General features: G+C 37.2%; 18 protein-coding genes. 8 read left to right on the top strand and 10 right to left on the bottom strand.

The window, feature by feature from the left end; genetic code table 11:
* Window position 1 precedes the first annotated feature (1 nt).
* The 4 genes from R8495_RS07035 to R8495_RS07020 all read left to right on the top strand — a co-directional run bounded on the left by R8495_RS07035 (window position 2) and on the right by R8495_RS07020 (window position 4,672).
* Window positions 2-1,381 carry a glycoside hydrolase family 1 protein gene (locus R8495_RS07035; RefSeq protein ID WP_425613241.1) on the top strand — a complete coding sequence of 460 codons (1,380 nt, stop codon included), beginning with the start codon at window positions 2-4 and terminating at the stop codon, window positions 1,379-1,381.
* Window positions 1,382-1,544: 163 nt separating this feature from the next.
* Window positions 1,545-1,814: a hypothetical protein gene (locus R8495_RS07030; RefSeq protein ID WP_317634771.1), complete on the top strand. Its 270-nt coding sequence runs from the start codon at window positions 1,545-1,547 to the stop codon at window positions 1,812-1,814.
* 177 nt (window positions 1,815-1,991) lie between these two features.
* Window positions 1,992-3,305, top strand: a complete 1,314-nt coding sequence (locus R8495_RS07025; RefSeq protein WP_317634770.1) for a PTS sugar transporter subunit IIC — start codon at window positions 1,992-1,994, stop codon at window positions 3,303-3,305.
* Window positions 3,302-4,672, top strand: coding sequence for a glycoside hydrolase family 1 protein (locus R8495_RS07020; protein WP_317634769.1), 1,371 nt, complete (start codon window positions 3,302-3,304; stop codon window positions 4,670-4,672). Before R8495_RS07025 ends, R8495_RS07020 begins: the two co-directional genes overlap by 4 nt.
* Window positions 4,673-4,701: 29 nt before the next feature.
* Here the strand turns inward: R8495_RS07020 and R8495_RS07015 are convergent, their stop codons facing one another.
* Window positions 4,702-5,715 (bottom strand): helix-turn-helix domain-containing protein, encoded by a 1,014-nt coding sequence (locus R8495_RS07015; protein WP_317634768.1) that lies wholly within the window; start codon window positions 5,713-5,715, stop codon window positions 4,702-4,704.
* A 91-nt stretch (window positions 5,716-5,806) separates the two neighbouring features.
* Between R8495_RS07015 and R8495_RS07010 the strand changes: the two genes are divergently transcribed.
* Window positions 5,807-7,510: a glycoside hydrolase family 3 protein gene (locus R8495_RS07010; RefSeq protein ID WP_317634767.1), complete on the top strand. Its 1,704-nt coding sequence runs from the start codon at window positions 5,807-5,809 to the stop codon at window positions 7,508-7,510.
* Here the strand turns inward: R8495_RS07010 and R8495_RS07005 are convergent.
* Window positions 7,464-8,261: a CPBP family intramembrane glutamic endopeptidase gene (locus R8495_RS07005; protein ID WP_317634766.1), complete on the bottom strand. Its 798-nt coding sequence runs from the start codon at window positions 8,259-8,261 to the stop codon at window positions 7,464-7,466. The genes R8495_RS07010 and R8495_RS07005 overlap by 47 nt on opposite strands.
* 96 nt (window positions 8,262-8,357) lie before the next feature.
* On the opposite strand from R8495_RS07005, the gene R8495_RS07000 reads away from it, so the two are divergent.
* Together R8495_RS07000 and R8495_RS06995 are read left to right on the top strand one after the other, a co-directional pair.
* Window positions 8,358-9,200, top strand: coding sequence for a class I SAM-dependent methyltransferase (locus tag R8495_RS07000; RefSeq protein ID WP_425613240.1), 843 nt, complete (start codon window positions 8,358-8,360; stop codon window positions 9,198-9,200).
* A 53-nt stretch (window positions 9,201-9,253) separates the two neighbouring features.
* Window positions 9,254-10,702, top strand: a complete 1,449-nt coding sequence (locus R8495_RS06995) for a glycoside hydrolase family 1 protein (protein WP_317634765.1) — start codon at window positions 9,254-9,256, stop codon at window positions 10,700-10,702.
* A gap of 33 nt (window positions 10,703-10,735) precedes the next feature.
* Here R8495_RS06995 and R8495_RS06990 read toward each other — a convergent pair whose 3' ends face one another.
* From R8495_RS06990 to R8495_RS06960, 7 genes are all read right to left on the bottom strand, one after another.
* A complete protein-coding gene (locus R8495_RS06990) occupies window positions 10,736-11,461 on the bottom strand; it encodes a hypothetical protein (protein ID WP_317634764.1) in 726 nt (241 codons plus the stop codon).
* A 19-nt stretch (window positions 11,462-11,480) separates the two neighbouring features.
* The gene (locus R8495_RS06985; RefSeq protein ID WP_317634763.1) at window positions 11,481-12,272 is read right to left on the bottom strand and encodes a PHP domain-containing protein; all 792 of its coding nucleotides are present in this window, start codon (window positions 12,270-12,272) and stop codon (window positions 11,481-11,483) included.
* 12 nt (window positions 12,273-12,284) lie between these two features.
* Window positions 12,285-12,716, bottom strand: coding sequence for an Ltp family lipoprotein (locus tag R8495_RS06980; RefSeq protein WP_317634762.1), 432 nt, complete (start codon window positions 12,714-12,716; stop codon window positions 12,285-12,287).
* 26 nt (window positions 12,717-12,742) lie between these two features.
* Entirely contained in the window at window positions 12,743-13,357 is a 615-nt protein-coding gene (locus tag R8495_RS06975; RefSeq protein ID WP_317634761.1) for a hypothetical protein, read from the bottom strand.
* Between the two features lie 116 nt (window positions 13,358-13,473).
* Window positions 13,474-15,426 carry a PTS fructose transporter subunit IIABC gene (locus R8495_RS06970; protein ID WP_317634760.1) on the bottom strand — a complete coding sequence of 651 codons (1,953 nt, stop codon included), beginning with the start codon at window positions 15,424-15,426 and terminating at the stop codon, window positions 13,474-13,476.
* 9 nt (window positions 15,427-15,435) lie between these two features.
* The gene (gene pfkB, locus R8495_RS06965; RefSeq protein WP_317634759.1) at window positions 15,436-16,347 is read right to left on the bottom strand and encodes a 1-phosphofructokinase; all 912 of its coding nucleotides are present in this window, start codon (window positions 16,345-16,347) and stop codon (window positions 15,436-15,438) included.
* Window positions 16,344-17,051: a DeoR/GlpR family DNA-binding transcription regulator gene (locus R8495_RS06960; RefSeq protein WP_317634758.1), complete on the bottom strand. Its 708-nt coding sequence runs from the start codon at window positions 17,049-17,051 to the stop codon at window positions 16,344-16,346. The genes pfkB and R8495_RS06960 overlap by 4 nt, the downstream gene beginning before the upstream one ends.
* 343 nt (window positions 17,052-17,394) lie before the next feature.
* Between R8495_RS06960 and R8495_RS06955 the strand changes: the two genes are divergently transcribed.
* Entirely contained in the window at window positions 17,395-18,381 is a 987-nt protein-coding gene (locus R8495_RS06955; RefSeq protein ID WP_317634757.1) for an ornithine cyclodeaminase family protein, read from the top strand.
* A 28-nt stretch (window positions 18,382-18,409) separates the two neighbouring features.
* On the opposite strand, the gene R8495_RS06950 is transcribed toward R8495_RS06955, so the two are convergent.
* The gene (locus R8495_RS06950) at window positions 18,410-18,859 is read right to left on the bottom strand and encodes an 8-oxo-dGTP diphosphatase (protein ID WP_317634756.1); all 450 of its coding nucleotides are present in this window, start codon (window positions 18,857-18,859) and stop codon (window positions 18,410-18,412) included.
* Window positions 18,860-18,863: the final 4 nt, after the last annotated feature.

Genomic DNA, 18,863 nt, shown 5'->3' with positions numbered 1-18,863 from the left:
AGTGGATCAGAAATTTTTGTGGGGCAGTGCATTAGCTGCCAATCAATGCGAAGGAGCTTATTTAGCTGGCGGAAAAGGCGAAAGTATTATTGATCGCCTGCCCGCGGGAAAAGATCGATTTCTTGTGATGGAAGATCCAGTCCATCATGCTGATCAAAATTATGATTTTTATCCGAGTCATGAGGGAGTCCACTTTTATCAAAACTATAAAGAAGACCTTAAATTATTAGCGGAGATGGGGATTAATTCATTAAGAATATCGATCAGTTGGCCACGAATTTTTCCAAAAGGAATTGAGGAAGAACCAAATGAAGAAGGCTTACGCTTTTATGACGAAATCTTTGCGGAGCTTGCGCGCTATCAAATTACCCCAATTGTGACGATGAATCATTTTGATACGCCTTATTATCTGTCAAAAAACTTTAACGGTTGGGCTGAAACGATTACTCGCGAATGTTTCTTGCGTTATGCTAAAACAATTTTAACTCGTTATCATGATCAGGTTCCTTATTGGATTCCTTGCAACGAAATCAATATGGCGAAACATTTACCGTATGTGGGAGCAGGAATTCAAGCCAAAACGCCGCAAAGCGTTGCTGATGCAATTAATAATTTGTTGATTGCCAATGCTAGTTGCGTCAAAATGGCGCACGAATTGGATTCAAATTTAAAAGTTGGATGCATGTTAGCCGCCGGAAATACTTATCCAGCGACGCCAAAGCCTGAAGATGTGATGCTCTCAATTGAAAAGGATCGCGATAATTTAATGTTTGTTGACGTCCAGGTGCGGGGACAATATCCAAATTATTACCTGAAAAGTTTAGCTCATGATGGGATTAAGTTAAATTTATCAACGGAAGAAAAGGAAATTTTGGCGGAAAATCCAGTCGATTTTGTTTCCTTTAGTTATTACAATTCCCGGATGTGTTCAGTTGAAGGCTCACAAAAAAGCACGCAGGGCAATGTTTTTGCAACGATGAAAAATCCATATTTAAAAGAAACTGATTGGGGTTGGCAAATAGATCCAGTTGGACTAAGAATCACAATGAATACCTTGTACGATCGCTATCAAAAGCCTTTAATGATTGTTGAGAACGGCTTGGGGGCGCATGACGAGTTGGTTAATGGTGAGGTTTATGACCAAGAACGAATAGATTTTTTACAGCGGCATATTGAACAGATGCAATTGGCAATCAGTGTTGATGGAGTTGAAACCTTGGGCTATTTAAGTTGGAGTGCACTCGATCTCAATAGCGCTTCGACTGGTCAGATGTCAAAACGCTATGGCTTTATTTACGTGGATCTTGATGATAAAGGGAAGGGGAGCTATCAGCGAATTCCTAAAGCTTCTTACTATTGGTATCAAAATTTTTTGAAATAGCCTTGTAAAACCGGTTTCACTTGTGTTAAGATAGAAGCTAAATTTCCAATGAACAATAGTATTGAATTTCTGTTTTTCGGCAGTAATTCACAAGTAGTTTATGGGTTCACAGTCGTTTTTAACGACTAGAAAGGAGTGGAATAGATCTTTGCGGCGAATTAGATTGAAAAGTATTTTTCATAATAATCCGGTAAAGAAAATTAAAATCAAATATCAGCATCAAAGTGACACTCAGAAGTTCATAAATAGTTATTTTGAAAAGCGCAGAATTAAGGCAGACTGTGTTGATTCTGAATTTAATCGAGGCAAAAACCAGCGAGTTTACAGCAAAACTTTTATGGTTAAGGTGCCACAATCGATGAGTTGTGCTCAAATTATTGAGGAAATTTCTCTTTATCGTAATATTATTGAAATTCGGCGAATCAAAAAGTAATTGACGAACTGATGAAGCAGCAATCAAGTAAAATTGGTTGCTTTTTTTGAAATAAAAAATGACCTGTGAAATGAACACAAAATAAGTGTTGTTTGAGTATGGTTAAGTTGCAAAAACCCTTTTATACTTGGATTGTGGTTTGCAAACGGATACAAGTATAAGGAGGAAAATAGATATATGCATTCAATGCAAGCGTTTATGGAAAAGAAGTTTATTCCTGTTGCAACAAAGATTTCAAATAATAAATGGGTTCAATCGATCAGTCGAGGAACCATGAGTTTAATGGGAGTAATTGTTGTTGGGGCTATATTTTCTTTGCTGGGGAGCATCGGGATTCCAGCATATCAAACATTTTTAAAAAATACGGGATTAGCTAATTTATTAAGTTATGTTCCTGCAGTTACGATTAATGCAATCGGACTTTATATGGTATTTTTGATTGCTTATCAGGCAGCACATGTTTTTGGTCATGAGGACCTAGCGGTCAACATTGGCATTGTCTCTTTGGTTTCTTTTTTGGCTTTGATCCCTTTAAAGAGTACACAAGAAAAAGGAGCTATGCAGGCAATTAACTACTTAAATGTAGATTACATTGGCTCCAGAGGGGCTTTCACTGCAATAATCACGGCAATGCTGGTAGTTTCAATTTATTTGTATATAATCAAGAAAAATTGGACAATAAAAATGCCAGAAGGAGTTCCACCACAGGTTATTAATGCATTTACTGATGTTATTCCAGCATTTGTTATTTTGACAATTTTCTCATTAATTCGTTGGGCATTTAGTTTAACCAGTTACATTTCTGCGACAGATTTTATCTATAAAATGTTGCAAAAACCAATTGAGGCATTAACAGGATCACTTCCAGCGTTTATTATTTTGATTTTAATTGCGCAATTACTTTGGTTCTTTGGAATCCATGGTTCATTTACAATTTTGCCGATCTTAATGCCAATTTGGATCAGTTATATTAATCCTAATATGGCTGCTTATCATGCTGGCAAGGTAATTCCTCATATGTTTAATATTGAAATGTATAATATGTTAACGATTGGTGGCTCTGGAGCGACTCTCGGTTTTGTGATTGTAATGTTTATTTTTGCTAAAAGTCAACAGTATAAGAAAATGGCACGTTTGGTTATAGTACCAGGTTTTTTCAATATTAATGAACCGTTAATTTTTGGATTACCAATCATTATGAATCCTATCTTGTTCATTCCATTTGTATTTACTCCGATAATTATTTTGATTTTGGGATATATCCTAATGAAGATTGGTTTAGTTGGAGTTCCAATTGGACTTTTCCTTCCAGCAAGTACTCCGATTGTATTTTCTGGAATTTTACAAGGTAGCTGGAGTTATGCGATTTGGCAAGTGGTTGCAGTTTTGATTTCATGTGTAACTTATTATCCGTTCTTTAAAATTATGGATGCTAAAGCATTAGAAGAAGAAAAAGCTGGAGCTGAAAAATTGGAGCAGGTAGAAAATTGAGTTTAAATAAAGATTTTTATTGGGGTGCTTCCTCATCAGCATTTCAAATTGAAGGTGCCAACCGAGCAGACGGCAAAGGACTGAGTACCGTTGATGTTAGACCTGTGAAAACAGGAATTGCTGATACAAGCGTTGCAGCTGATTTTTATCACAATTGGCGAGAAGACATCTCTTTGATGGATAAATTAGGAATCAACGCATTTAGGTTATCGATTAGCTGGTCACGAATTTATCCAACAGGAAATGGGGAATTAAATAACGATGGATTAGCTTTTTACGATCGGGTGATTGATTGTTTACTTGATCATAACATTGAACCAATTATTACGATTAATCATTTTGATATGCCTCAGGCTTTGATTGATCAATATAACGGATGGCTGTCTCGTAAATCGGTTGAAGACTTTGCACGTTATACTAAAACTTTGTTTTTACATTTTGGAGATCGTGTAAAAACTTGGTTAACGATTAATGAACCATTAATGTTAATGTACAATCCGGGTTACAATGGCAGTCACTATGATCGAGCAGATGAAACAACTAGTTCAAACTTTTTGATCTTACATCATATTTTGTTAGCTGAGAAATATGCTTTCAAATTATGTCATCAGTTGATTAAAAATGGAAAAATTGCCCCCGTATCTGCGTTTCAAAACGTTTATCCATTAAGTAGTGAATACGAGGACGTTAGTGCGGCTTTAACGGCAGAATCTATTTTAAGTTACTGGGCTTTAGATGTTGCAGTGAAGGGCTCGTATCCCAAAACTACTTACGAGCGGTTAAATAAATTAGGTTTAGCTCCTAAAGTAAGTCATGCTGATGAGATTATTTTCCAAATGGATGTTCCAGATTTTATTGCTTTTAATTACTATAGCAGCATTCACGTTGGGGGATACCATCAAACAGAAAAATTTATTCCACCGTTTTTCAATTTTCCACTTTTTAGTGTAGATATGGGGGAAGAGCGGAAAACAGCTAAATGGTCAGCAATGTCTTCTGATTCAAACGGTTTAGTAATGTCAGCTCGAAAACTTTTCGATCGATATCAAATTCCTTTAATGATTACTGAAAATGGATTTGCTGATACTGAAGAACCTGATGACTCAAAAAAAATAAATGATCAAGAGCGCATAAAATACCTTCAAGAACATGTAAGTGCTTGTCAGGAAATTTTAGGATTGGAGATCCCGCTAAAAGGATACTTTGTCTGGTCATTCCTTGACTCACTTAGTGGTCGAGAAGGATATAGTAAACGTTATGGATTAGTTTATGTTAATCGTGATGATCAAGATTTGCGTGATATGAAGCGAATTCCTAAACAAAGCTTTTATTGGTATCAAGACTTCATTAAGTCGCAAAATAATTGATATTTAAGGGGTGAGGTCTTTTTGATATCTCATCTCTTTTGCTTTAAACGGTTGTTTTTTCGATATTCATTAGGAGAAATTAGCATATATTTTTTAAAAATTTTATAGAAATATGAAGGATTCTCATAGCCAATTTTTGAAGAAATTTGTTCAATAGAGGCACTGGTGTATGTCAAATATTCTGCTGCAATATTTACTCGCTGTAGATGAACTAATTGAATAAAAGAAAGACCTGTTTTTTCTTTAAAATAGTTCGACAAGTAGTTGGGATTAAATCCAAAATGTTTCGCCATTTTATCCAAAGTAATATTTAAATAGTTCTTTTCAATGTACAAAAGCAACGTCAAAAGACGATTGTTGGAAATTTGGTTGTTAACTTTAATATTAGAGCTCTCTTTAGATGCAGCTCTAATCAAGCGAGAAAATAAAGTTCGAATTTCTAGGCGAATGATCTGATTAGTTTGAATATCTGGATGATAATATTCGTAAATAATATCATAAAAGGTGTTGATAATTTGTTGGTTATGATCAGTTTGAAAAAGAGCATAAGTATTTTCGCCTAAATCTTCATTTGATAGTAGCGCAAATAATAAGTTGGAAATACTTTGATTAGAAATACTTTGTTGGATAAAATTAAAATCGTTTAACGAAAATGCGGATTCTTTTAGGGCAATATTAACTACAACGCAACCCTCAGGAATTCTTTTTGGGGCGTGGGTAGCATGATTTCCAATGATGACGATATTATTTTGAGTCACGTGAATTTCTTCATTTTTAGTTAGGACGTCACACTCACCGATTAAAGGAATAATAATTTCGACATAATTATGAATATGATAAGGAACATAGGATTCAACTGGATAGACAGAAATTCCAATTGTGTGGGTATTAATTTCGAGGGAGTCTGTGAGACTATAAAAAAATTCGTAGACCGGTTGATGATCAAATACACCAGCTTGATCCGGCTCCATTGTTGGAGCTAGTTTCTCCCACATCCGTGGGCGACTTTTCTTTTTTAATAAACTTAAAATATCTGACTCCAATTGTTACTCCTTTTAATGTTGAACACAATGATTTTAACTTTCCTGGGGTAAGAATGCAATTTGGAGAGAATAATAGAAATGGAGCGTTACAATGCTAGATTTAACTAAAAAGCCATACTTTTTAAATCAACAACAAATTAAATATATTCAAAATAAAATCGATCAAATGTCGATAAGCGAAAAAATTGGTCAATTATTTTTTGTGATAGGACAAGATGAAGATACGGTGGATATCAAGAAATTTATCCAGAAATATCAACCGGGTGGCATGATGTATCGTCCCAATCATGCCGAAAAATTAAAACGAGAATTTACAACAGCTCAAGAGTCTAGTCGAATTCCGCTGTTCATGGCTGCTAATTTAGAGTCGGGCGGCAATGGTCTTGTTACAGAAGGAACTTGGTTAGGAACTCCGCTTGAAATGGCTGCAACCGATGATTTAAAGAGTGCTTATGAACTGGGCAATGTAGCTGGTAGCGAAGCTGCGCAAGTCGGAGGCAATATGTCTTTTGCGCCGATTGTCGATATTGATAAAAATTTTCGCAACCCGATTATGAATACGCGAACCTTCGGTAGTGATCAAAAGCGCGTTCTAAAAATGAGCCAGGCCCAGATTAAAGGATTGGCAGATAACCAAATTATTCCTGTTATCAAGCATTTTCCAGGGGATGGCGTTGATGAACGCGACCAGCATCTATTAAGTTCAGTCAATTCCTTGACAACAGAGGAATGGCTCCAGTCATATGGGGAAATTTATCACGCATTAATTGAAGAAGGAATTCCAAGTGTGATGATTGCTCACATAATGCAGCCGGCTTGGGAACGTAAGCTGGAACCAGGCATTGCTGATGAAGATTTGCGTCCGGCTTCAGCTTCTAAATTATTGATCGATGGCTTACTGCGAGATGTTTTGCATTTTAATGGTTTGGCAATTACCGATGCGACTCCAATGATTGGCTATAATGCCGTGATGCCGCGCAAAGATTTACTTCCAGCTACTATCAATGCGGGTATCGATATGATTTTGTTCAACAAAAATATCGATGAAGATTATCGCTATCTTCATGAAGCAGTTGAAAATGGGGTCGTAAAAATGGAACGAATTGATGAATCCGTTATGCGAATTTTAGGAACTAAACTTGCTCAGGGAGTAATGGATACTGACGAACATTTCTTATTAAATCCGCCAGCAAAAATTGATCTTAATCTTGCTGAGCATCAAAAAACAGCTCAGGAAATCGCCAAAAAAGCGGTAACTTTAGTCAAAGATCGCGATCAATTATTGCCATTGACGCCTAAAAAATATCCTCGAATTCGATTGGTAGTTTTAGGAGATCACGATGACGGTGGATTTAAAGAAGGCGGTCAAGTTACTCAATTATTCCAAGACAAGCTGCAGCAAGAAGGTTTTGAAGTCCAGCTTTACGATCAAAAAAAGCTTGATTTTCATGAAATTTTTGAAGAGGGGGTAGAGGATCTCGAAAATAAATTTGATTTAGCATTGTATGTTGCAAACGTTGAAACGGCAAGCAACCAAACTACAACTAGAATAAATTGGGTCCATCTGATGGCGGCCGATGCTCCTTGGTTTATGAAGTCGATTCCGACCGTTTTTGTTTCGACCGCTAATCCATATCATTTATTTGATGTTCCTAATATTTCAACTTTTATCAACGCGTATACTGGAAATTCTGCGACTATCAATGCGGTAATTAGAAAATTAACGGGCAAAGAACCTTTTGAGGGAATTAATCCTGTTGATCCATTTTGTGGAGATTTGCAGGCGAAGATTTAATATAATATCGATAACTAACTATTATTAATAGTGCAATTCCGCAAATTAAATCGACGATGCTGGCTTCAATTCCAAAAATTCCTCCGTTAATTAGTGGATGATTTTTCCTGGAAACGGATTTAAAAATTAAATCAAAGCTTGCAATACCAGAGACTGATGTCCCGAAAATAACGCCTTCAGCAAAATTCCAGGCACTATGAAATGCTCCAATTAGCCATAAACTTTCAGTTTGCAGCCGTAAAATTGACATTGTTAAAGCAAAGATTAACAAATTAATCCAAGCAAGCAAATTAATTCCATCATTTGCACAGTGGGCAAATGCAAAACATAGGGAATTTACAACGATGGCGGTAATGGGCAAATTTTTTTGGAGAATTTTGCCCATGATAAATCCGCGGCATAGTAATTCTTCAAACATTCCTTGGACCATGAAGCCACCTAGATAAAGGAGGATTTGGCCTAAGTTTGTCCATTTAAATAAAAAGGTGACTTGAAATCCCTTGAGTAGAACACAGATGAGCCAAATGAAACTGAACCAAACGATGCCGCTTAAAAATCCGATCAAGTAAAGTTGCTTTAAAGATTTTCTAGCGAACAGTATAACTTCGTCTTGTGAACGATAATGCCACCACAGCAATCCAATGGCGATGCCTTCACTATATAAACTAAGCCAAAGATTTTGTTCGATTGCGGGAATTAAACTGGGTAATTCAGAAATAAGTGCCCACAAAAATGCAAGAAATAAGATCAAAAGGATGGGTCAGAGTGTCTTTCAAGATTTTTTTGATTTTCATATGATAATATAGTAGACAAATAATGATTTTTTTCAATCGAAAGGAACGAAATTTTGAGTCAAGACATAAATGAAAATCGAAGCAATTGGGATGATCGCGCAGATGTTCATGCTAACGGTGGGTATGGGGATCTCCAGAAATTAATTGAAGATGAGCATGCGATAACTTCGACGGTTAAAAGGGATTTGGCAGTTTTATCGCCATATCTTCCTAAACATTCAATTAAAGACCAACGACTTTTACATTTGCAGTGTCATATTGGCACCGATACATTGAGTTGGTGGCGTTTAGGTGCAAAAAACGTTCACGGATTAGACTTTTCTCCTAATTCATTGAACTATGCCAAAAAGATTGCTAAAAAGTCGGGGGCAAAAATTAATTATGTTCAAAGTGATGCTCGTTATGCAGTAAAAGAAATGTCTGATCAATTGGCGAGCTTTGACGTAATTGTAACAAGCGCGGGAACGATTACTTGGCTGCCAGATTTAAATGACTGGGCTCAGTCAATTGCTGATCTACTTGCACCAGGTGGGGTATTTATGGTTCGTGATAATCATCCGCTGCTTTTTGCTTTAGACAACGAAGGATTAGAAATTGTGGCGGATTACTTTTCTGGTACTGAAGTGTCATATGAATCTAACGCCTCCTACACACCAGATTCAGCTGGCAAAATTAAGCATACTCATAACCATAATTGGGCGCATGATTTTGCGGAAATTACCCATGTTTTAATTGCTGCAGGGTTGACGATTGAAGCCATTGGGGAAGAACAAATTACTGATTGGAAAGCTTTACCGATGTTGAAATTTAGCGAATCTGATGAAGGTTGGGTGCTGCCAGATGATCAACCGCACATTCCGCTAACTTTTTCTATCGTTGCGCGAAAAAAAATATAGTAGACACGGCAGCGAATGATACAATATGAATAGGAAAAAAAGTGAGGTATAAAATGACAGAACAACAGTTTCCTAAAAACTTTTTGTGGGGCGGCGCAACTGCGGCAAATCAATTAGAAGGCGCTTATCAAGAGGATGGCAAAGGGCTATCTCTTCCTGATGTATTGCCTGGTGGTAAAGAGAGGATGAACATCATTGCATCCCCAGATTTTGATTTTAAGATTCATGATGATAAATATGTTTATCCTAATCATATTGGAATCGATCATTATCATCACTTCAAAGAAGATATTGCACTATTTGCTGAAATGGGCTTCAAATGCTATCGTTTTTCGATTGCTTGGTCACGGATTTTTCCAAAAGGGGACGAAAAAGAACCTAATGAAGCTGGATTGAAATTTTATGACGAAGTGATTGATGAGTGTGTTAAGCATAATATTGAGCCAGTCATCACAATTTCGCACTATGAATTACCGCTATATTTGATTACAGAGTACGGAAGTTGGACAAATAAAAAATTAATTGGTTTTTATGAGAATTTTGCTCGTACGGTTTTAACTCGCTATCATGACCGAGTTAAATACTGGATGACTTTCAACGAAATTAATAGTGCTGCTCATTTTCCAATTATGAGTCAAGGATTGGCTCCATCTAATGGCGCCAATGATAAGAAGAATATCTTCCAATCATGGCATAATCAGTTTGTGGCTAGTTCAAAAGCTGTTAAAATTGCACATGAACTCGATCCAGAATTGCAAATCGGCTGCATGATTTTATATGCGACAACTTACAGTTACGATTCTCATCCTGAAAATCAGCTGGCTACTTTGAAAGCCAACCAAGAAAGTAATTTCTTCTGTGCTGATGTTCAGGTGCGGGGACACTATCCAGCTTATACCAAAAATCTTTTAGCGAAATACGACTTAAAGGTGTCAGACTTTGATTATACAAAAGAGGAGTTAGAATTACTCGCTAAACACCCTGTTGACTACATCGGCTTTAGTTATTACATGTCGACCGTTCAAGATGTCGTTAACGAACGGCAAACATCGGCGCAAGGTAATTTTATTGGCGGTGTTAGCAATCCGTTTTTGAAATCTAGTGAATGGGGTTGGCAGATCGATCCAACTGGCTTACGAATTGCCTTAGATCAATTGTCTGATCGTTATGAAAAACCATTGTTCATTGTTGAAAATGGACTTGGGGCAATTGATCAGCCGGATGAAAATCACTACGTTAAAGATGATTATCGAATTGATTACTTGCGTGAACATATCAAAGCTGTTGGTGAGGCAATTGATGACGGCGCTGATGTGATGGGTTATACTCCTTGGGGATGTATCGATCTCGTTAGTGCTTCTACTGGTGAAATGTCTAAGCGTTACGGATTTATCTACGTTGACGAAGACGATGAGGGTAAGGGGACATTTAACCGATATAAAAAGCAATCTTTTGATTGGTATAAGAAAGTAATCGCGACGAACGGTGCAGATTTAAGCTAACAAAAAAACATCAATCCTATGTGGTTGGTGTTTTTAGTTTTCGCTATTAAATAAAAAAAGTTCTGACTGTTGATTTTGTGATGCATGACCATCTGTTTCAAAATTACGATAGGCAGGAGTCATATTAAAGGTTTTACCGTTGTCATTTGAAGAAGCAATAGCGAAACGAGCCACATCTTTATTGGTCACATCATTAATCTCATCACCAGTTTGCCAATTTTTTCTTACGGTATTTCCGGGTGGAGCTAATAGTAAACTCAAATACATTTTCATGGTTTGGTCTCCTTTACCATCGTATGCATTATAGTGATAGTCACCACTGACGTTGATGACTAAAGTCTCATCGGGGTGACGCATGACCTTATCAAAATAGTAAACTTGTTGTTTTCCAGGTGATTCTTGAGTGAATATTTTTTGGTCAAAAGATAAGGTGCATAATGCTCCATCGATGGTTTTATAATTTCCATCTAAATCGTTATATTTGTTAAGATCAGTAATGACAACAGAAGTAGGGGTTTTGGAAGGATTAACATTATCTTGATTTTTAGAACTAGAACTAGCCACAGTTAAACTACTTGCTGCACTGGAACTTTGTGTACTACTTGTCGATTGAATAGGAGTTTCTTTAGACTTATCAGCCTGCATTGTTCGTAGACTTGCCGTTAGCACCATGATAAGAAACAAAAGCACGGCAATCGTAATTACAGTAATAATAGTTAATGATGAATTTTTCTTCTTTTTTTCTGGTCGACGGTACATAATATCCTCTAATTAATTTTTAAAATTTGGTTGGAATTGGGACTTGAAATCTCTCGCGTCCCTGAATGATAGTCAGCTCACTGACCTTAAATTCTTGCAGCAAAGCTGCCATTTTCTCAAAGCCGAGCTGATAATCAGCGGCAACATGGGCATCGGAGTCTAGAGTAAATGATTTTCCGCCCAAACTTAAGTAAAGAGGGACTGCATAGCGATAAAGATTTTCGTTGTGGTAGCGAGTAAAGCTTTTACTATTTAGCTCAAAAGCCATGCCTAATTTTATTGCTTTGGAAAAAATTTGAATTAGTAAAGGTTCAAAATTTTGTTCAAGTTCTGCTATAGTAAAATCGAAGCGTCTAAGCCCATAGTCAAAATGAGCTAAAATATCCCCTTCGTAAAATTTATCCAAAACAAAATTCATTTGCTCAAAGTACTCCTTAGCAATCTTAAATTTATCATTTTGTAAAACAATATCATCCATGTAGTCAAATTTTCCGTTTTGATGAATACTGGTAATTTTTAAATCATATGGATGTCGTTTAAGATATTCGTTGATTTTGTTTTCCTGACCAGGAACGACACCGATTTCGATCCCTTTTATAAATTGAGTTGGATAATTTTGGGCCAATTCTGATAATTTATCGGCGTACAATTCGTAATTAGGAATACTATCTTCGAAATTAACAAGGGGGTTGTGAAGATCAAAATGATCAGTCGAGACAAAATATCTGGGTTTATTTATCAAATAATTTTTGAATTGCTCTTTAGAATCAAAGGAAAAATAAGTATGTAGATGTTGGTCGTAGTATTTCATCAGATGCCCCGTCTATTTTAAGTTTTTCATCGCATAATCAATTTCGCTTTTTTCGTAACTATACTCAGATTTTTTTAAGGCTTGCTCAATAAAAGAACGAGAATTACCTTGACGCTTAAGGGATTTAGCTTCTTCCAACGCGTTTTTGTTCCAGTTAACTTTTAAGTTTTTAACAGCAAATTGAGCTTGGGCGGCAGTATAAGCACTTCCGCCATCTGAGACGGATTGGGTCAATCTGTCACGGAGTACTTTTTTTGAACAAATCATATCCTTTGCGTAAGATTTAGCCTGTTTCAAAGCCATTTTGTTCCATTTAACATTAAGATGTTTCATCGCATATTCGACTTCTTGCGAAGAGAAATCTTCGTTTTCCGCGGCAATTAGATGATCTTTTAGCGCAACTGCTGAGTAGGGGTGATTTTTGCAGGATTTTTGTGCGTTCAAAAGGGCTTGTTTGGACCAATCAACTTTTATTTGATTGACAGCGCTACGGGCAAACCAAGTGTTGATTCCTTTTTTTGAACCAAATAGTCATAAACATTGTTTTTGGATTTATAGTCGCCATCGTTTGCAACTTTTTGAGCGATTTTAATAGTTTTACTATTTGATGGAAGTGTGACGTTGGGCAGAATCACAGATATTGGTTTAAACGATATAAAAGCACAAGTGCTTAAAACTAAAATAAACCAAAATTCCCAAAACTGATAGAATCTTCGTTGTTTTTTTTGCTTGGATGACATTTTTGGTTCCTCCAATCTAAATTTGATTTCTAACGTGGGATCAAATTTGTTAACATCCATACACTCGATCTTGATCAAATAGTTGGAAATCTGATTGATATCTGAATAAACTAGACGCACAGAATAATTAACAAGTAACATTGAGAGACTAAGATCAGATATCAATGCCCGATGTTGAAACTGTTCTTGCTGCAACATTAAAGGGAGTACCGCCGAATAAATCAGCCAAAAAAGCAAATTTATTCGGTCAGATAAGTCATTTATTTTAGTTAGAACCATCTTCTTTAATTGGTTCAACCACAGATCAGGCAAGTAATTAATAGTCATAACATCTTTTTGATTCACAAAGAAGCATTTTTAATTTGGCCGTGAGCAAGTAAAATTATTCCCCCTTTATTTAAAGTAATGATAACGGAACAAATAAAAAAGAGCAAGAAATTGAATTTCTTAGCCCTTTAAAATTAAGCTTCAACTGGTTTTCTTAACAGACCTAAGATTACGCCTGAAATGATTGCACCAATTGCTATATACAGTAAGTAAAGGAGAGGATTTGATGTTAAAGCAATGACGAAAATTCCACCGTGAGGAGCGAGGAGCTTGATACCAGACATTCCAACTAATCCACCGGCAACAGCGGATCCGACTACAAATGATGGAATTGCTCGAGCAGGATCGCTAGCAGCAAAAGGAATTGCTCCTTCGGTGATAAATGAGAGGCCCATAATAATATTAGTTAGTCCTGCCTCTCTCTCTTGAACTGTAAACTTGTTTTTAAATAAAATGGAAGCTACAAAAATTGCCAACGGGGGAGTCATTCCTCCAGCCATAACTGAGGCCATTGCGACACTACCGCCAGTTGAAACGGTGCTAGCAATGGTTGCAGTTCCAAATACATAAGCCGCTTTGTTGAAGGGACCACCCATGTCGATCGCCATCATTCCACCGACGATTAGCCCAAGAATTGCAGCATTAGTTCCAGTTAAACTTGTTAAAAATCCATTTATTCCTTGGTTGATCCAGCCCATCGGGATATTTATAATCAGCATCATAAATCCAGTGATAATGACGCCGAGCACTGGGTACACTAGAATCGAAATAATTCCTTCAATTGAACGAGGCGCACCTTTGAACCATTTTTTAAGAAGTAACATCAGCCATCCGGCCAGAAAACCGCCGACTAACGCGCCAAGAAATCCGGAAGGGATGGGAGCATTTTTAGGATCAAGACCAATGTTGTTTAAATTATAACCACTTGCAGCAAGCGATCCAGCCACAAATCCTGCAACTAAACCAGGTTTTTCAGCCATCGAATAGGCAATATATCCTGCTAATACCGGCAACATAAAGTTAAACGCTGCATTACCGATTTGCTTAAAGAACGCTGCGATCGGGTGGTAAGTTCCAAGTTGCGATAGAGCATTGTGCGGAACTCCCATGGTCTGATCAATTAAAAATGCTAGTGCAATTGCAATTCCGCCACCGATAACGAAAGGAAGCATTGCCGAAACACCGCTCATCAAGTGTTGATAAAAAGCACCACCAACGCTCTTTTTATCGCCATCGCTCTCAGAAGAGGAGCTATTTTCGTTATCACTATGAAAAATTGGCGCATTTCCACTCAATGCTTCGGAAATTAATTTTTCAGGTTCGCGAATTCCGGCAGCCACTGGCCTTTGAACCAAATGCTTGCCGTTAAAACGATCCATTTCCACTTTTTTGTCAGCAGCAACAATGATGCCAGCAGCTTTTTCGATTTCACTAGCCGTCAAACGATGTTCAACGCCGCTTGCACCGTTGGTTTCAACTTTGATATCAATGTTTTCTTTAGCAGCTTCCTTTTTCAAAGCTTCTTCTGCCATGTAGGTGTGCGCGATTCCGGTCGTACAAGCAGTAACAGCGACTAAATAAGGACGATCGGCGTTGTCAGTTGGTTCTGGTTCGCTTTCTTCTTCGTCATCGTCAATTTTTGTATTTTTAAAAAGATCAATAACATCTTGAGGAGTTTTGGTTAAACGAAGCTTGTCGACAAAACCATCTTTCATCAGATAACGCGACAATGAAGCGAGGGCTTGCAAATGCGTATCGTTGGCTCCATCAGGTGCCGCAATCATGAAGAAAACGTAAACAGGCTGACCGTCTAAAGCTTCATAATCAATTCCATCGTTGCTTTTGGCAAAAAGAACTGTTGCTTTGTTAACCGCAGAGTTTTTTGTATGCGGCATTGCAATTCCTTCTCCTAGCCCAGTCGAAGTTTGTTTTTCCCGGTTCCAAATTCCTTCTTTAAATTTTCCTATATCATTGATAATGCCGCCTTTTTCCATTGAAGCAGCCATCTCATCAATTGCTTCAGCTTTATTTTTAGCCTTTAAATCTAAGATCATAACATTAGGATCTAAAAGATCAATAATATTCATATCTTCCTCCTAAATCTCGTTTATTTCTGCTTTTGCAAGCATTTCTTTAATTAATGACGCTTGTGCCAGGTCTTCCGACGCGGCGGTTGCTGATCCGCAAGCCACTCCAAGTTTAAATGCATCAAGCGAATTCTTTTTGGCGTGGTATTCTCCAACAAATCCAGCTACCATTGAATCACCAGCACCAACTGAATTTTTGATCGTAATTTTAATCGGAATGGATTGGTAGACGTGATCAGGAGTGATCATCACTGCTCCGTCGCCTCCCATTGAAACAATTACGTGTTGGGCGCCCATTTTTAACAATTCTTTGCCATAGTGAATTACATCTGACATTTGATCCAATTTGACGTTAAACATCTCTGATAATTCTTCGCGATTAGGTTTAACAAGCAGTGGATGTGAAGGCAAAATATCAAGTAGCGCCTGACCAGTCGTATCGATTACAAACTCTGCGTGGTGATCGGCGACTGCTTTGATAATCTCAGGGTAAAATTCTTTACCCAAAGAAGGAGGGACCGAGCCAGAAGCAACAACGATATCCCCAGAGTTAAGCATGGCAAAATTACTCATGAAATCTTCTAGTTCATTATGAGTAATCGTTGGTCCAGCACAATTAATTTCGGTCTCTTGCTGGGCCTTTATTTTGACATTAGTTCTTGTATCTTCCTTGATATTAGTAAACTGGGTTTCGATGGCGGCTTTTGTTAAAGTCTTCTTAATGAATTCACCAGTTGATCCACCAATAAATCCCCAAGCGACGGAATCAAGTCTGAGATTACCAAGAATCCGTGACACGTTGATTCCCTTGCCGCCAGCAAACATATATGATGTTTCGGTTCGATTGACTTCGCCCAAGTTGAGCTTATCAAGACTAAGGACATAATCGATTGATGGATTTGCTGTAATCGTATAAATCATTGCTGCTCCTTTTTAATTTTTTCTGTAATTAGAGGATAATCTTTTAAATCGGCAACTTTTGCAAGAAATTTTTGCTCCATTTTGCTCTGGTCAGCTAAAAAGTATGATTGATCGCTCTGAATAAGCGCCTGCTGTTTAACAATTGCTTCTTCGGGATCGGGCGTTGTATAACCAAATTGATCACAAACCCCGTTGATTCCAATAAAACTTAGACCAAAATGAAATTGCTTCAGCTGGTTTAAAGTAATTGGTCCAATCATTGCATCAGTTGATTTTTTAATCTCGCCACCAATCAAAATTGTTCTTAAATCTTGTGTCAAAGCCTGATGAGCAATGTTGACGGAATTGGTTACGATTTTGACATTTTTAGGTAATAAATCAACCATTTGTAAGGTTGTTGTACCAGCATCGAGGTAAAGACAAACTCGATCTGGCACTAAAGATGCAGCTTTCTTGGCAATTTTTCTCTTGGCCGTCATTGAGCGATTTAATTTTTCAGAAAAACTAAACTCAATTTGGTCTTTTTCAATAAGTTTTGCACCACCGTGAATCCTGGTGATTTCCCCTTTGGCCTCTAAATAAGAAAAATCACGTCGAACTGTGGCTAAGCTTGAATCAAGCAATTTAGTTGCAGCCTGGGTATCTAAAAAGTTATTTTCCTCTAGAAAAGAAAGAATTTTTCGATGACGTTCAGCTCTCAACATATTCGATCACTTCCTTTCAAAAGACATTGTAGCACTTAAAAGAAGCAAAATCCATCATAAACAATCAAAAACAATCACATAAAATTTAATTTGACTTTTCAATTAAAACGATCTATAGTCTAGCTATATTTTAGGAAAGGAGGTGATCCATTGAAGGACGAAAGTCAGAACCGTTCAATGCGATCACCGCTTGGAAACTTTTAAGCGGTTGATCATTGATTGAGCGTGACCGGTATTCTTGTAAAAGAGAATATCGGTTTTTTATTTTACTCAGAAATGATTGAGGCAAAATAATTCTTGAAATGTTAAGATTGACTTAAATTAGATCGAGGAGGGATCATAAATGCTTTTACTTAATAAATCGACGATTCAAAATTTTTATTCCATTGATGATTGTATGCATGCTGTTACAGAAGCTTTTAGGCTTTTTTCAGATGGAAAAGTTAATGTGCCGCTAAGAACGCAAATTGTTAAATCAGATAATAAAAGTACTTTTTTATGCATGCCAGCTTTTTGTGAGAAGAATAATTCTGCTAGCGTCAAAGTTTTAAATATGTTTCCGGATAATATAAGCAGAGGTCTAGCCTCAATTAATGCTCAAGTATTGAATATTGATGCTGAAACTGGCGCAATTAACTGTTTAATGGACGGCAATTATGTTACACAGTTAAGGACTGGGGCGGCTTCAGGCGTTGCATTTAAGTTCTTAGCGAAGCAAAATTGTCATAAAGGAGCATTGATTGGAGCTGGTGGACAGGCGGCAACACAGTTAGAAGCAATGTTGATAGCTCGTGACTTAGATGAGGTGCAGGTGAGCGATTATGATTTTAAGCGAGCTAAGGACTTTGCTGATCAGATGAACGAAGAGTTGGCAAAATATCGAACCAAGATCGTCGCTGTATCAAGTGCCAATGAAGCGGTTAGTGAAGCTGATTTGATCATTTCAGTCACAACTTCTAAGACACCAGTTTATGATGGCAGCTTAGTGAAAGCGGGGGCAACGGTTTCGGGAGTAGGGTCTTATCAACCTCAGATGCAAGAAACCCCGTTAGAACTTTTACAACGAGCGGCAAAAATTTATTTTGATTCAAAAGAAGCAGTTCTAGCAGAAGCGGGAGATTTATTACAGCCACTTCAGAAAAATCAAATCACTCAAACAAATTTTATCGGGGAATTGGGTAAAGTTATTAGTGGTGAATTAACTGGTCGAAGTAACGACGAAGAAATAATATTTTTTAAAACGGTTGGAATTGCAGCCCAAGATTTAATGACCGCTAAATCAATTTACGAAAAAGCTCGTGCTAACCAAAAAGGTTTGGAGTGGGAATAAAAAAAAGATTGATCAATTTCGATCAATCTTAGTACAAGATACTTTTAAAAGTATCATCAGGATAAAACATTTCAGATTTTTGGGGATTTATAAATACTTCATACATATCCATAAAATCTCCACCGGCTAATTTTTGTTGAGGGAGTTTTTTGGGTTCAAGCCAGAATATTTTGCCTTCATCAGATGATTTAATCTCGCCAGAAAACTTATCAGTACGATACAGTAAAACAATGTATCTTTCGTTGCCTTGAAACCAGTCCCTAACGCCGCATAATTTAGGCTCAAAAATCGTGAGTCCAGTTTCTTCTTTAATTTCTCGAATCATTGCATCATTTAATGATTCACCCATTTCAACATGACCACCCGGAAAAGTAATCCCTGGCCATTCAGGGTTCAGTCGATCTTCAACGAGCACCTCGCCTTTTTCATTAGTAATCATACACATGTTAGTTAATTCAATTGGTGTTGCGCGACTCATATCT

The organism is Xylocopilactobacillus apicola, assembly GCF_033095985.1.
Classification (GTDB): domain Bacteria; phylum Bacillota; class Bacilli; order Lactobacillales; family Lactobacillaceae; genus Xylocopilactobacillus; species Xylocopilactobacillus apicola.
This window is presented reverse-complemented; position numbering and strand designations above follow the sequence as displayed.